General features: G+C 69.9%; 14 protein-coding genes and 1 pseudogene. All 15 read left to right on the top strand.

The window, feature by feature from the left end:
• Nucleotides 1-26 precede the first annotated feature (26 nt).
• The 15 genes and pseudogenes from H036_RS0106760 (at nucleotide 27) to H036_RS0106695 (ending at nucleotide 13,788) form a co-directional block, all read left to right on the top strand.
• Nucleotides 27-2,246 (top strand): [protein-PII] uridylyltransferase, encoded by a 2,220-nt coding sequence (locus H036_RS0106760; protein ID WP_017934028.1) that lies wholly within the window; start codon nucleotides 27-29, stop codon nucleotides 2,244-2,246.
• Nucleotides 2,247-2,301: 55 nt separating this feature from the next.
• The gene (gene ffh / locus H036_RS0106755) at nucleotides 2,302-3,885 is read left to right on the top strand and encodes a signal recognition particle protein (protein ID WP_036487708.1); all 1,584 of its coding nucleotides are present in this window, start codon (nucleotides 2,302-2,304) and stop codon (nucleotides 3,883-3,885) included.
• A gap of 10 nt (nucleotides 3,886-3,895) precedes the next feature.
• Nucleotides 3,896-4,261: a hypothetical protein gene (locus tag H036_RS0106750; protein WP_017934026.1), complete on the top strand. Its 366-nt coding sequence runs from the start codon at nucleotides 3,896-3,898 to the stop codon at nucleotides 4,259-4,261.
• Nucleotides 4,262-4,445: 184 nt separating this feature from the next.
• Nucleotides 4,446-6,467 (top strand): glycoside hydrolase family 3 protein, encoded by a 2,022-nt coding sequence (locus H036_RS0106745; RefSeq protein ID WP_017934025.1) that lies wholly within the window; start codon nucleotides 4,446-4,448, stop codon nucleotides 6,465-6,467.
• Nucleotides 6,468-6,517: 50 nt separating this feature from the next.
• Nucleotides 6,518-7,591: an amidohydrolase family protein gene (locus H036_RS0106740; RefSeq protein ID WP_017934024.1), complete on the top strand. Its 1,074-nt coding sequence runs from the start codon at nucleotides 6,518-6,520 to the stop codon at nucleotides 7,589-7,591.
• 198 nt (nucleotides 7,592-7,789) lie between these two features.
• On the top strand, nucleotides 7,790-8,257 hold the full coding sequence (gene rpsP, locus H036_RS0106735; protein WP_017934023.1) for a 30S ribosomal protein S16: 468 nt from the start codon (nucleotides 7,790-7,792) through the stop codon (nucleotides 8,255-8,257).
• Nucleotides 8,258-8,259: 2 nt separating this feature from the next.
• Nucleotides 8,260-8,502: an RNA-binding protein gene (locus tag H036_RS0106730; protein ID WP_017934022.1), complete on the top strand. Its 243-nt coding sequence runs from the start codon at nucleotides 8,260-8,262 to the stop codon at nucleotides 8,500-8,502.
• A 97-nt stretch (nucleotides 8,503-8,599) separates the two neighbouring features.
• The gene (rimM, locus tag H036_RS0106725; protein WP_017934021.1) at nucleotides 8,600-9,151 is read left to right on the top strand and encodes a ribosome maturation factor RimM; all 552 of its coding nucleotides are present in this window, start codon (nucleotides 8,600-8,602) and stop codon (nucleotides 9,149-9,151) included.
• Nucleotides 9,151-9,837 (top strand): annotated as a pseudogene (gene trmD / locus H036_RS25870) (tRNA (guanosine(37)-N1)-methyltransferase TrmD); the annotation flags it as partial. The gene rimM and the pseudogene trmD, both read left to right, overlap by 1 nt.
• A gap of 51 nt (nucleotides 9,838-9,888) precedes the next feature.
• On the top strand, nucleotides 9,889-10,326 hold the full coding sequence (locus H036_RS25865) for a GNAT family N-acetyltransferase (protein WP_332308789.1): 438 nt from the start codon (nucleotides 9,889-9,891) through the stop codon (nucleotides 10,324-10,326).
• Nucleotides 10,327-10,526: 200 nt separating this feature from the next.
• The gene (rplS, locus tag H036_RS0106715; protein WP_017934019.1) at nucleotides 10,527-10,880 is read left to right on the top strand and encodes a 50S ribosomal protein L19; all 354 of its coding nucleotides are present in this window, start codon (nucleotides 10,527-10,529) and stop codon (nucleotides 10,878-10,880) included.
• A gap of 141 nt (nucleotides 10,881-11,021) precedes the next feature.
• Complete coding sequence (gene lepB / locus H036_RS0106710) at nucleotides 11,022-11,870, top strand: signal peptidase I (RefSeq protein WP_017934018.1); 849 nt, start codon at nucleotides 11,022-11,024, stop codon at nucleotides 11,868-11,870.
• Nucleotides 11,867-12,559 (top strand): ribonuclease HII, encoded by a 693-nt coding sequence (locus H036_RS22035; protein WP_017934017.1) that lies wholly within the window; start codon nucleotides 11,867-11,869, stop codon nucleotides 12,557-12,559. Before lepB ends, H036_RS22035 begins: the two co-directional genes overlap by 4 nt.
• Nucleotides 12,560-12,697: 138 nt before the next feature.
• A complete protein-coding gene (locus H036_RS0106700; protein ID WP_017934016.1) occupies nucleotides 12,698-13,006 on the top strand; it encodes a DUF2469 domain-containing protein in 309 nt (102 codons plus the stop codon).
• A 308-nt stretch (nucleotides 13,007-13,314) separates the two neighbouring features.
• Nucleotides 13,315-13,788 (top strand): hypothetical protein, encoded by a 474-nt coding sequence (locus H036_RS0106695; protein ID WP_017934015.1) that lies wholly within the window; start codon nucleotides 13,315-13,317, stop codon nucleotides 13,786-13,788.
• Nucleotides 13,789-13,799 lie beyond the last annotated feature (11 nt).

Below are 13,799 nucleotides of genomic sequence, written 5' to 3'. Positions count from 1 at the left end.
ATCCGTCGAGCAGGACAGAGCGCAGCGTGAGCGCCACCGACCGCAGCAGGCGTACGGCGGAGGCCGACGAGGTCTGTGCCCGTGCCTACGCCGATGCCGCGGGCCCCGAGAGCGGAGCGGCACTCGTCGCCGTCGGGGGCTATGGCCGCGGGGAGCTGGCGCCGTACTCGGACTGGGACGTCGTTCTCGTGCACGACGAGGGCATCGACCTGGGCGAGACGGCGACCAAGCTGTGGTACCCGCTGTGGGATCACGGCGCCAAGATCGACCACTCGGTGCGCTCGCTGCCCGAGATGCTCGGCGCCGCCGACGGCGACCCTCGGGTGGCGCTCGGCCTGCTCGACGTGCGCCACCTCGCGGGCGACACCAACCTGACGCTGCGGCTGCGGGCCACGATGCTGGCGCACTGGCGCAAGAACGCCGTTCAGCAGCTGCCCGCCCTGCGACAGCTCACGTTCGCCCGGCACGAGCTGCTCGGCGAGCTCGCCCACGCCAGCGTGCCGGATCTCAAGGAGATGTCCGGCGGCCTGCGAGACGCCACCGTGCTCAACGCGGTCGTCGCCACGTGGCTGGTCGACGTACCCCAGGTCGAGCTCGAGCGCTGCCGACTCTCCCTGCTGGACGTGCGCGACGTGGTGCACGAGCTGGCGGGACGCGCCGTCGACAGGATCGCGCCGGAGATGTGGGACGAGCTCGCGGCCCGCCTCGAGCTGGGCGACGCGCGGGCCGCACAGGCGTTCGTGCGCGAGCTCGGTCGACGCATCACCCACCTCTCGCGCCTGACCTGGCGACGGGTGGATGCCTACTTCCGGCAGCGCGGCGCGGCCTCGCCGCGTCGTCCGCAGCTCATCCCGCTGGCGCCGGGCGTCGCGCTGGCCTACGACGAGGTCGTCCTCGATCGCAATGCCCGTCCCGACCGCGATCCGCTGCTCCTCCTTCGTGCGGCAGCCGAGGCCGCCGAGCACGACGTCGTACTCGCTCCGGCGACCGCCGCCCGGCTGGCACGCGAGTGCGCTCCGCTGCCGGTGCCGTGGCCGGAGGAGGCCCGCAACCTGCTGGTCCGGCTGCTCGCCGCCGGCCGCGGTCTTCGCGACGTCTGGGAGACGCTGGAGGAGACCGGCGCGCTGGACCGGATCCTGCCGGAGTGGGAGCGGATCCGACTGCTGCCGCACGCGTCGGTGATCCATCGTTTCACCGTCGACCGGCACTCGGTGGAGACCTGCATCGAGGCAGCCGGCCTGATCCGCTCGGTACGTCGCCCCGACGTCCTCCTGGTGACCGCGCTGCTGCACGACATCGGCAAGGGCGAGCTCACCGAGCACTCCGTGGCCGGTGCGCCGATCGCGCGCGTGATCGCGGGGCGGATGGGCTTCGACGCGCGCGCCGTCGACCTGATCGCCACGTTGGTGCGCTGGCACCTGCTGCTGGCGATGACGGCGACCACGCGCGACCCCGAGGACCCGGCGACCGTCGACGTTGTCCTGGAGCGGATCGACGACCCGGAGGCGTTGAGCCTGCTGACCGCGCTCACCGAGGCTGACTCCCGTGCCACCAGCCCGAAGGCGTGGTCGTCGTGGCGCTCGCGGCTGATCCTCGGCCTCGCGGCACGTGCCCAGCGACAGCTGGAGGGCGGAGCGAGCGCTCGCGCTGCAGGCGTTCCCGACGAGCATCTCGAGATCCCTCGCGAGGCCCGCAAGCGAGGTCTCTCCTTCGACGTCGAGTCGTTGCCGGACGGCTCGCGGGTCACGGTGGTGGCCCAGGACCGGGTCGGCCTGCTGGCGGACATGGCGGCGACCTTCGGGCTGCAGCGGGTCGCGGTCCGCTCGGCGCGGGTGTGGATGCAGGAGCCGTACGCCATCACGGTGTGGGAGGTCGCGGACGCGGATCTGGATCCACGGGTGCTGCGCGAGCGGTTCGAGGCGATCAGCGACGGCCGGATCGACCCGTCGACGCGGCTCAAGCCGGCAGCTGCGGGCACGCTCGCGCCCTCGGTCGTGATCCGTCCCGACGCGGGCACTCGGGCGACCGTGCTGGAGGTTCGCACGGCCGACCGCCCAGGCGTCGTCTACCTGGTCGCCGCCGCGCTCGCCCGACTCGACATCACCGTACGCAGCGCGCACGTGGACACCCTCGGTCCACAGGCGGTCGACGTCTTCTACCTCCAGGAAGCTTCGGCCGGAGCGCTCGGCGAGGAGCGCGCCGCGACCGCCGCCACAGCAGTCAGATCGGCGCTGGCGGGGGACTAGCGGGGTTGGCCGGTTAGGCTTGCCCGCGACGATCCACCTGCTCGAGAAGGACCTGATGTTCGCCACCCTCTCCGACCGGCTCGCCGACACCTTCAAGAACCTCCGGGGCAAGGGTCGGCTCTCCGAAGCCGACATCGACGCCACCGCACGCGAGATCCGGATCGCGCTGCTGGAGGCCGACGTTGCGCTGCCCGTGGTGCGCGAGTTCGTCGCGAAGGTCAAGGATCGGGCGCGCGGCGCCGAGGTGAGCCAGGCGCTCAACCCGGCCCAGCAGATCGTCAAGATCGTCAACGAGGAGCTCGTCGCCATCCTCGGTGGCGAGACCCGGCGGCTGCGCTACGCCAAGTCCGGCCCGACGGTCATCATGCTCGCCGGTCTGCAGGGTGCGGGCAAGACCACCCTGGCCGCCAAGCTGGCGCTGTGGCTCAAGGAGCAGGACAAGAGCCCGCTGCTCGTCGCCTGCGACCTCCAGCGACCCAACGCCGTCAACCAGCTCCAGGTCAACGGCGAGCGCGTCGGGGTTCCCGTCTTCGCGCCTGAGCCCGGCAACGGCGTCGGCAACCCGGTCCAGGTCGCCCAGGCCTCGATCGAGGAGGCCAAGCGCAAGCTGCACGACGTCGTCATCGTCGACACCGCCGGCCGGCTCGGCATCGACCAGGAGCTGATGCAGCAGGCCGCGGACATCCGCGACGCGGTCCAGCCCGACGAGGTCCTCTTCGTCGTGGACGCGATGATCGGCCAGGACGCGGTCAGCACCGCGCAGGCATTCCTCGACGGTGTCGGGTACGACGGCGTCGTCCTGACCAAGCTCGACGGCGACGCGCGCGGTGGCGCCGCCCTCTCGATCGTCAGCCTGACCGGCAAGCCGGTCATCTTCGCCTCGAACGGCGAGAAGATGACCGACTTCGACCTCTTCCACCCCGACCGGATGGCCTCGCGCATCCTCGACATGGGCGACGTGCTCACCCTGATCGAGCAGGCCGAGAAGACGTTCGACGCCGAGGAGTCGGCGAAGGCCGCCGAGAAGCTGGCCGGCGGTGACTTCACCCTCGACGACTTCCTCAAGCAGATGCAGCAGATCCGCAAGCTCGGCTCGATGTCGAAGCTGATGGGGATGCTGCCCGGCATGGGTCAGTTCCGAGACCAGATCGCCAACTTCGACGAGCGCGAGGTCGACCGGATCCAGGCGATCATCCAGTCGATGACGCCGGCCGAGCGGGCCAATCCCAAGCTCATCGACGGCTCCCGCCGGCTGCGCATCGCCAAGGGCTCGGGCCGCCAGGTCTCGGACGTGAACCAGCTCGTCGATCGGTTCACCGAGGCTCGCAAGATGATGCAGTCCCTGGCCAACGGCGGCGGGATGCCGGGCATGCCCGGGATGCCGGGTGCCGGCTTCGGCAAGCGGGCGGGAGCCCGCCAAGCGCCGCAGCAGAAGAAGGGCAAGGGCGCCCGCAAGTCGGGCAACCCGGCCAAGGCGGCGCAGGCGGCCAAGACCGCGGCCGAGCTCGAGGCGGCCAAGCCGAAGCCGAACCCCTTCGCCCAGCCCGGTGCCGACGACGTCGACGCTGGCGACATTGACTACGCGGCAGCGGCCGCGCAGCTCAACCTGCCGAAGGACTTCAGCAAGTTCCTGAAGTGACGGCGCGACCATGACCACAGTCCTGGTCGTCGATGGCGCCAACGTGGTCGGTGCTCGCCCCGACGGCTGGTGGAAGGACCGCGCGGGCGCCGCACGGCGTCTGCACGAGGGTCTGCTGGTCGCCGACACGCCGTACGACGAGATCGTCCTCGTGCTCGAGGGTGCGGCCAAGGCCGGTGTCCGGGCGGGGCGTGACGGGCATGTGCGCACGGTGCACGCGCCCAAGGACGGCGATGCCACCATCGTCGCCGAGACGAAGGCCGCCGCCGAGCGCGGTGCGCGGGTCACGGTCGTCACCGCGGACCGGATGCTGCAGGCCCGCGCGGGCGCATGGGGCCAGACGCTGAGCCCGACCTGGCTGCTCGACCAGCTCTGATCACCCAGATGGGGGAGCGCTCCCAGGGGAAGCCGAAGTTACGCGCCGGTCGGCGTTGACGTGATCTGCATCACATCTCTACGTTGACAAGTGCGCGCATGCGCAGCCCGGCGACATGTCGCCGGCGCCACCTCGGGCCGGCGGCGTGTGCACGTCGGGGAACCTCTCGGGCAAGGAGACCCCTGTGCCGCATCACATCCCCACCTCCGGTCGCGTCGTCGCGGCCGGTGCCGCCGGCGTACTCGCGCTCGGCGTTCTCGCGGCCGGCTCGCCGGCCGTCGCACGACCGGCGCCCCAGCACCACGGGCAGCACCAGTCCCAGCATCAGCAGAGCCACAAGCCGGCGTACAAGAACCCGCGCCTGCCGGTGAGCGTCCGCGTCCGCGACCTGCTCTCCCGCATGACGCTCGCGGAGAAGATCGGTCAGATGACCCAGGCCGAGCGGGCCGACGTCACCGCCGATCCGACGCTGGTCGCCCAGTGGAATCTCGGCAGCGTCCTGTCCGGAGGAGGGTCGGTCCCCACCCCGAACACCCCGACGGCCTTCGCCGACATGGTCGACGGCTTCCAGGCCCAGGCGCTGAAGACGCGCCTCGGCATCCCGCTGCTCTACGGGATCGACGCGGTCCACGGGGATGGCAACATCTATGGCTCCACGGTCTTCCCGCACGACATCGGGCTCGGCGCCACCCGCGACCCGAAGCTGGTGGAGAAGGTCGAGCACGTCACCGCCATCGAGACCCGCGCGTCGGGGCCGAACTGGGCCTTCGCGCCGTGTATCTGCGTCGCACGTGACGACCGCTGGGGCCGCACCTACGAGTCGTTCGGAGAGAGCCCCAAGCTGGTGGAGCGGATGGAGACCGCGATCGACGGCTTCCAGGGCAAGTCGGTGAAGGACCTCTCGCACCCCGACCACGTGCTCGCCACCGCCAAGCACTTCGCCGGCGACGGCCTGACCACCTATGACGCCTCCAAGGCAGGCACCGGTGCCTACCCGATCGACCAGGGGGTCGACCAGGTCAGCAAGGCCCAGTTCGCCCAGCTGGCGCTGGCGCCGTACGTCCCGGCGATCAAGAAGCACCACGTGCAGTCGGTGATGCCGTCCTTCTCCAGCGTCGACTTCACCAACGACGGCCTGGGCAACCCGGTCAAGATGAGCGCGAACAAGGCGCTGATCACCGGCTGGCTCAAGAACCAGCAGCGCTTCAAGGGGCTGGTGATCTCCGACTGGCAGGCGATCCGGCAGCTGCCGGGGACCTACTCCGACCAGGTCGCGACGGGCGTCAACGCCGGCATCGACATGTTCATGGAGCCCTACTCGGGCAGCGCGACCGGCGCCCCGCAGTTCGAGGCGACGCTGACCTCGCTGGTCAATGACGGCACCGTCTCCATGGCGCGGATCAACGACGCGGTCTCGCGGATCCTGCGGGTGAAGTTCGAGCTCGGACTCTTCGAGCACCCCTACACCAACCGCTCGCTGGCCAACACGATCGGCGACAAGGCGCACCATGAGGTGGCCCGCCAAGCGGCTGCCGAGTCGCAGGTGCTGCTCACCAACAAGTCCCGCACGCTGCCGCTCAAGCCGGGGCGCCACCCGGTCTACGTCGCCGGCAGCAACGCCGACAACATCGGCAACCAGGCCGGCGGCTGGACGCTGACCTGGCAGGGCGGTTCGACCAACGTGATCCCGGGCACGACCATCCTCGACGGGATCGAGGCCGAGGCCAAGGCACCCGTGACCTACAGCGTCGACGCCTCCACTCCGGTCCCGGCCGGTGCCGACGGCATCGTCGTGGTCGGCGAGACGCCGTACGCCGAGGGCTACGGGGACGTCGGTGGCCCACAGTGGGCCTTCGACCCGGGCGACAACAACGTGCCGCGCCCGGCGAAGACCATGATGCTCTCCGACGCCGACACCCAGGCGATCAAGACGGTCTGTGCCGCAGCGCGCAGCTGCACCGTGGTCGTCATCTCGGGTCGGCCGATGATCATCCCGCCCGACCTGCTCGGTCAGATCGACTCCCTCGTCGCCGGCTGGCTGCCGGGCAGTGAGGGCATCGGCGTGGCCGACGACCTGTTCGGGCACCACCGCTTCACCGGCAAGCTCCCGGTCTCGTGGCCGCGCACCGTGGCCCAGGAGCCGATCAACGTCGGCGATGCGAACTACAACCCGCTGTTCCGCTTCGGCTACGGGCTGCGTGACTGAGTCGTAGAGGAGGGGCAGCGCGGCCATGGCCCCGGAGTAGCCTCCGGGTCATGACCGCGCTGCGCTTCCACGGACCGGTGCTGCCCCACGGTGAGGCCACAGATGTCTACGTCGTCAAGGGCAACGTCACCTTCGAACCGCAGGCCGGGTCCGAGAGCGCGGTCCAGGGGTGGATCGTCCCCGGCCTGGTCGATGCGCACTGCCATCTCGGCCTGGGCGACGACGGTGCGATCAGCGTCGAGGAGACCGAGCGTACGGCGCTCGAGGACCGTGACGCCGGCGCGCTGCTGATCCGCGACTGCGGCTCGCCGATCGACACCCGCTGGATCCAGCAGCGCGCCGACCTTCCCCGCCTGATCCGGATGGGCCGACACATCGCCCGGACCAAGCGCTACATGCGCGGCTACGCCGACGAGGTCGAGCCGACCGGTCTGGCCGAGGCGGTCGCCCGCGAGGCCGAGCGCGGCGACGGCTGGGTGAAGCTGGTCGGCGACTGGATCTCCCGCGAGGAGGGCGACCTGCGTCCGTCGTTCTCGATCGATGAGTTCGCCGCGGCGATCAAGGTCGCCCACAACCACGGCGCCAAGGTGACCGCGCACTGCTTCGGGCGCGACGTCCTACCCGGCCTGATCGAGCACGGCATCGACTGCATCGAGCACGGCACGGGGCTGACGCCGGACCTGGTCGAGCTGGTCGCCGAGAAGGGCATCGCGGTGGTGCCCACGGTGATGCAGACCGAGAGGTTCCCGACCTTCGCCGAGCAGGGCGGCGCGAGGTTCCCGACGTACGCGACCACCATGACCGACCTCTACCAGCGCCGTCGCGAGACGATCATGAGTGCCTTCGAGGCCGGGGTCGCCCTGTACGCCGGCAGCGACGGGGGAGGCGCACGGAGGCACGGCAACCTGCCCGGGGAGATCCGCGCGATGGTCGAGATGGGGCTGCCGGCCGAATACGCCCTGGGCGCGGCGTCCTGGCACGCGCGGGCCTGGCTCGGATTCCCGGGCATCGAGGAGGGGGCCTCGGCCGACTTCGTGGTCTACGAAGCGGACCCGCGCCACGACCTCAGCGTGCTCGACCGCCCGACTGCGATCGTGCTTCGCGGCAACATCGTGCGAGGCTGAGTCGCGAGGACGGTCAGGGCGCACCCCGTTCGGGATTTCACCTGATCGGCCCGCTCTGGCAGACTTGCTGGCTGAGTCCTGCGCATTCCGGACCCTCTCACCGGGTGTCGCAGTGTTCATCGAGAGTCCGAGACCGGTGTTCCCCACCTGGCGACGGCGTCTCACCCACTTACCGAATTTCAAGGAGACACCACAACCGTGGCCGTCAAGATCCGCCTCAAGCGCCTGGGCAAGATCCGGGTTCCGCAGTATCGCATCGTCGTCGTCGACTCGCGCACCAAGCGCGACGGTCGCGTCATCGAGGAGATCGGTCAGTACCGCCCGAAGGAGGAGCCCTCCTTCATCCAGGTGACCTCCGACCGTGCCCAGTACTGGCTCGGTGTCGGCGCGCAGCCGTCCGAGGCCGTCGAGGCCATCCTCAAGGTGACCGGCGACTGGCAGAAGTTCAAGGGCCTCCCGGGCACCGAGGGCACGCTGAGGACCGCTGCCCCCAAGCCCGACAAGCTCGAGCTGTTCAACAAGGCGCTCGCCGAGGCTCACTCCACGCCGGCCGCCGAGGCCGTCACCAAGAAGGCCAAGAAGGCTGAGGAGAAGGTCGAGGAGGCTCCGGCTGCTGCCGCCGCCGAGACGACCGAGGCTCCGGCCGAGGCTCCGGCCGAGGCCTGAGCATGCTCGCCGAGGCTCTCGAGCACCTCGTCCGAGGTGTGGTTGACCACCCCGACGACGTCGTCGTGCGCGACAAGCAGATGCGACGCGGATCGGTCCTCGAGGTCCGGGTGCACCCCGACGACCTCGGCAAGGTGATCGGCCGCAACGGTCGCACCGCCACGGCCTTCCGCACGGTCATCAGCGCGCTGGCCGGCAAGGGTGGCGCACGGGTCGACTTCGTCGACGTGGACCGTCGGCGCTGAGCCCACAGCAACACAACGCACGACGCCCTGGCTGCTCCGGCAGCCAGGGCGTCCTGCGTTCTGCGCCGGCCCGCCGAGCCGATAGCCTTCTGCCATCATGAGCGACTCCATCGAGGTCCTGGTCGGCCGCATCGGCAAGCCGCACGGGATCCGCGGCCACCTGACCGTTGACGTCCGCACCGACGAGCCGGAGCGCCGTTTCGCAGTCGGCGCCCGGCTGCGGGCGGTTCCGCCGAAGGGCTCGGCGTTGCAGCTGAGTGCGCTGACCGTCGAGGGCATCCGCTGGCACCAGGGTGTGCTGCACGTCCTGTTCGAGGAGATCCCCGACCGCAACGCGGCCGAGACCGTCCGCGGGGTGCTGCTCTACACCGACATCGACACCGACGACCGCCCCGAGGACCCGGAGGAGTTCTACGACCACCAGCTCATCGGGCTGGCCGTCTACGACGCCGACGGGACGCGGCGCGGCGAGGTCACCGGTCTCGTCCACGGCGGAGCCCAGGATCTGCTGAGCATCAGGACGCCGACGCGTCGCGACGTACTCGTCCCGTTCGTGGCCGCGCTGGTGCCCGAGGTCGATCTCGACGGAGGCAAGGTCGTCGTCGCCGACCGTCCCGGGCTGCTGGAGCCCGATCAGGACGAGGCCTGATGCGGCTCGACTACCTCACGATCTTCCCCGACTACCTCGCCCCGCTGCAGCTGAGCCTGCCCGGGAAGGCGATCGCCTCGGGGCTGCTCGAGATCCACGTCCACGACCTGCGGTCGTGGGCGCGCGACCGGCATCGGACCGTCGACGACACCCCCTACGGCGGGGGTGCCGGGATGGTGATGAAGCCCGAGCCGTACGGCGAGGCCTTCGACGAGCTCGGCCTCGACGGCACCACCGTGATCGTGACGACGCCGAGCGGGGAGCCGCTCACGCAGTCGCTGGCGCGCGAGCTGGCGACGCGACAGCGTCTGCTGTTCCTGATCGGCCGCTACGAGGGCATCGACCAACGCGTGATCGACCACGCGCGGGCGCGCACCGAGGTCCGCGAGGTCAGCCTGGGCGACTACGTGCTCAACGGCGGTGAGGTCGCCGCGCTGGCGATCACCGAGGCCGTGGTGCGGCTGCTGCCGGGGTTCATGGGCAACGCGGCATCGCTGGTCGAGGAGTCCCACGAGGACGGTCTGCTGGAATACCCCGTCTACACCAAGCCCCAGGAGTGGCGCGGTCACGAGGTGCCGGACGTGCTGTTGTCGGGCGACCACGGCCGGATCGCGTCCTGGCGCCACCAGCGCCAGCTGGAGCGGACCGCCTCGCGACGCCCGGATCTGCTGCACGCCAGCGCCGCCGCGACCGAGTGGACGATCGAACGGGCCACCCGAGGCGACGCGGGCGAGCTGATGACGCTGATGCGGGCCTGCTGGTCGCAGGTGGCGGTCGAGGAGCAGTCGTTCGACGTGCCGGCACTGCACGAGTCCCTCGAGGAGGTCGTCGAGAACCTCACTTCCTGGGACACCTACGTGGTGCGCGAGGGCGGTCGCCTGGTCGGGTCGGTGCGCGGTCGGCTCGTCGAGGCCCCCGACGGCGAGAGCCAGTGGTGGGACATCGGTCGGCTGTGCGTGGTTCCGGATCTGCAGGGCCGGGGTCTGGGCCGGGTGCTTCTGGAGCACATCGAGAAGGTTGCGCCGCCGACGGCCTCGACGTACTGGCTCTTCACCGGCGCGAACGCCGGTCGCAACCAGCGGTTCTACAAGAAGGCGGGCTTCCGGATCCGGCCCGACCTGGCGAGCGTGCCGGGGACTGTCGTGCTGACCAAGCGGCGCCGTCGGGCTGAGTGATTTCCGCCCGTCATCGGCACTGTGGCAGAATCCCTACTTGGTCATCGTCGGCCGAAGGGCAGCTCCGGTGAAAGCACGCGGAGGGCCTGCGACGGGCTTCTGCCACAGGGGGAGCCTGACGCCGCCGGCCACCAGGCGACGACCTCCCGCTGAAGATCCGAACACCCGCGGCCGACCTGTGGCATCCGTGAGGAGCAACCATGAGCAACCACCTGCTTGCCGAGCTCGGCAATGCCGCCAAGCGCACCGACGTTCCCGACTTCAAGGCCGGTGACACCGTCAAGGTGCACGTCAAGGTCGTCGAGGGCAGCCGCTCCCGTGTCCAGGTCTTCCAGGGTGTCGTCATCGCGCTCCAGGGCGCCGGCATCTCCCGCACCTTCACCGTCCGCAAGGTCTCCTTCAGCGTCGGTGTCGAGCGCACCTTCCCGCTGCACTCCCCGATCTTCGAGCAGATCGAGATCGTCAGCCGCGGCGACGTCCGCCGCGCCAAGCTCTACTACCTGCGCAACCTGCGCGGCAAGAAGGCCAAGATCAAGGAGCGCCGCGAGGCGTGAGCCGCGCACGGTCTGATCGGCGAAGCGAAGCGACGCCCGATCTGACCAGTTGCGAGGTGTGAGCCCTCGCGGTCTGACCGGTCGCGAGGCGTGAGCCGAGTCGAAGCGCGATCGCGGGGCAGCCTGTTCTAGGCTCTGCGCGTGACTTCCGAAGACCGCGATCTCTCCACCTTCCTCGACGAGGAACAGGAGGGGTCGCGGTCTTCTGCTTCTCCCGACAACGGCGCGGATCACCAGAACAAGCCGTCCCGCAACCTGCCGGTGTGGCAGGAGTCGATCCTGCTGCTCGTCTTGGCGGTGATCATCGCGCTGGTGATCAAGTCGTTCTTCGTCCAGGCGTTCTACATCCCCTCCGCGTCGATGGAGCCGGGGTTGCAGGGAGGCCCCGGTGTGAAGTCGGACGACCGGGTGCTGGTGGAGAAGCCGTCGTACTGGGGGAGCGGTACACCGCAGCGCGGCGACATCGTCGTCTTCTCCGACCCGGGCGGCTGGCTCAGCGCCGAGGAGGACACCCAGGCGACCAACGTGGTCTCGAAGTTCATGGCCCGGATCGGGCTGTTCCCGACCGGCGGCCACCTGGTCAAGCGGGTGATCGGGGTCGGCGGCGACACCATCGTGTGCTGTGACAAGCAGGGCCGCATCAGGGTCAACGGGAAGGCGCTGGACGAGTCCAGCTACGCCAAGCCCGCGCAGCGCGGCTGCGACGACAACGACGTCGGGACAGCCGTCTGCTACGGGCCGATGGCCCGCACCCCGCACTGGAAGGCCGGCCCGGTCCCGGCGGGCTACGTCTTCGTGATGGGCGACAACCGGGACAACTCCGCCGACTCCAGCTATCACCTGTGCACCGATGCCGAGACCGATTGCTCGCAGTCTCCGTGGGTGCCGGTCGACAACGTCGTGGGCAAGGTCGTCTCCCTGGTCTGGCCGCTCGGCAGGGCGCACGTCATCCACCGGCCGGCCGACTTCAAGGACATCCCGAAGCCGTGAGCACAGCGCCCAGCCTGCGGTTCGAGCGCACCCTGTTGCGCGACGGGGTGGTCCACCTCGCCTGCGCCGACGAGGTCGGTCGCGGCGCGTTGTCGGGGCCGGTCAGCATCGGCATGGTGGTGATCTCGGCCGAGACCCGGACCGCTCCGCAGGGCGTGCGCGACTCCAAGCTGCTCACGCCGGAGGCCCGGGAGCGGCTCGCTCCGAAGGTACGCCGCTGGGCGCTGTGCCATGCCGTGGGCCACGCCAGCCCGGCCGAGATCGACTCCTACGGCATCATGGCGGCGCTCCGCCTCGCCGGTCACCGAGCGCTGGTCCAGCTGAGCATCGTTCCCGACGCGGTGCTGCTGGACGGCAACCACGACTACCTCAGTGCGCCGTTGCAGGACGCGCTGTTCGGGGCACCGATCGAGTTCGGCGGGTGCGACGCCACAGGTCCGACGGTGCCGCCGGTCACCACGCTGATCAAGGCCGACATGAAGTGCGCCGGGGTCGCGGCGGCCTCCATCTTGGCGAAGACCACCCGCGATGCGCTGATGACGCAGCTGCACGAGGAGTTTCCGGCGTACCTGTGGGCGGAGAACAAGGGCTACTCCGCGCCGGCCCACATCGCAGCGCTGGCCGCCCACGGCCCCTCGATCCATCACCGGCGCTCGTGGAGCCTGCCCGGGGTCGCGGCCGCCGGCTGATCGGGCCAGTCGGCGCGTCGTACGCCGACCTTGTCGAGGCGCGCCTCGAAGCTCGGCGAACGTGGCGAAGTCCCATCGAGGCGCGTCGGTCGTGGAGGCGGCGAGGCGTCGTACCCGGGGTGGCTCTAGGATCCCAGCATGAGCGCCGAGGATCTCGAGAAGTACGAGACCGAGATGGAGCTGACCCTCTATCGCGAGTACCGCGATGTGGTCGGCATCTTCAAGTACGTCGTCGAGACGGACCGGCGGTTCTACCTGTGCAACCAGGTCGACGTGAAGGCTCGGACCGAGGCAGGTGACGTCTTCTTCGAGGTCTCGATGACCGATGCCTGGGTGTGGGACATGTACCGACCCGCCCGCTTCGCCAAGAACGTCAAGGTCCTCACCTTCAAGGACGTCAACGTCGAGGAGCTGAGCCCCTCCGAGCTCGACCTGCCCAAGGACTGAGCAGCCGCATGGCCCGAAAGGACTAGGCACCACAACCTGCAGAATCCTCTCTCCAGCAGCAACATCGTCCCGCTGGCCGTGTCCGCCGTCGGCAGCCGGCCGACGCCTGTCTGCCTGGGTGAGGACACCAGGTCGATGGCACAGACCTCGGTCGGGCTGAGTGCGAACGTCAGCGGCGGGGTGACCAGCGCGGTGACCAACCTGGCGAACGGGCTGAGCGGCGTCCTGTCGAGCGTCCTCGGTCTCCTCTCGCGGCGGACACGTACGGCATCCCGCAGATCACCTTCCCCGACCCGATCACCGCATCGGTGGGACTCGCGCAGGCGTCCGGCAAGGTTCTCGCGCTTAACTGGTCGGACGCGACGCCGCAGTCGATCTCCGCCTCGGAGCAGTCGGCGCTCGCGCCGACCACCATCATCGTCCCGCTGACGGTGACGGTGAAGCACTCGTGGGGGGCGCTCGGCTCGCAGTCGGAGAACCTCACGACCAAGTTGGCGATCACCCTCACGACGGTGCCGGCCTCGCCACAGTCGGTCACCGGGACGCTCCAGGTTCCGGGTGACTACGGGAGGTACCTCGTCGGTGACATCCTCGGTGGGATCGCCTGGGTGACCAACGCTGTCGACAACAACTTGATCACGCCGCTGGAGACAGCTGTCCTGACGCCGTTGCTCTCGGCCGTGACGTCGGCTCTCAACTCTCTGCTCGGCGTGACGATTGCGGGCTCGACCTACACGCCGCTTCCGACTCCCGGGTGCGGCACCCCCAAGCTGAACAACTGACCGGGGTCGAT

The organism is Nocardioides sp. Iso805N (genome assembly GCF_000364605.1).
Classification (GTDB): Bacteria; Actinomycetota; Actinomycetes; order Propionibacteriales; family Nocardioidaceae; genus Nocardioides.
Note: the sequence above shows the minus strand (reverse complement) of the source record. Positions and strands in the feature narration are given on the sequence as shown.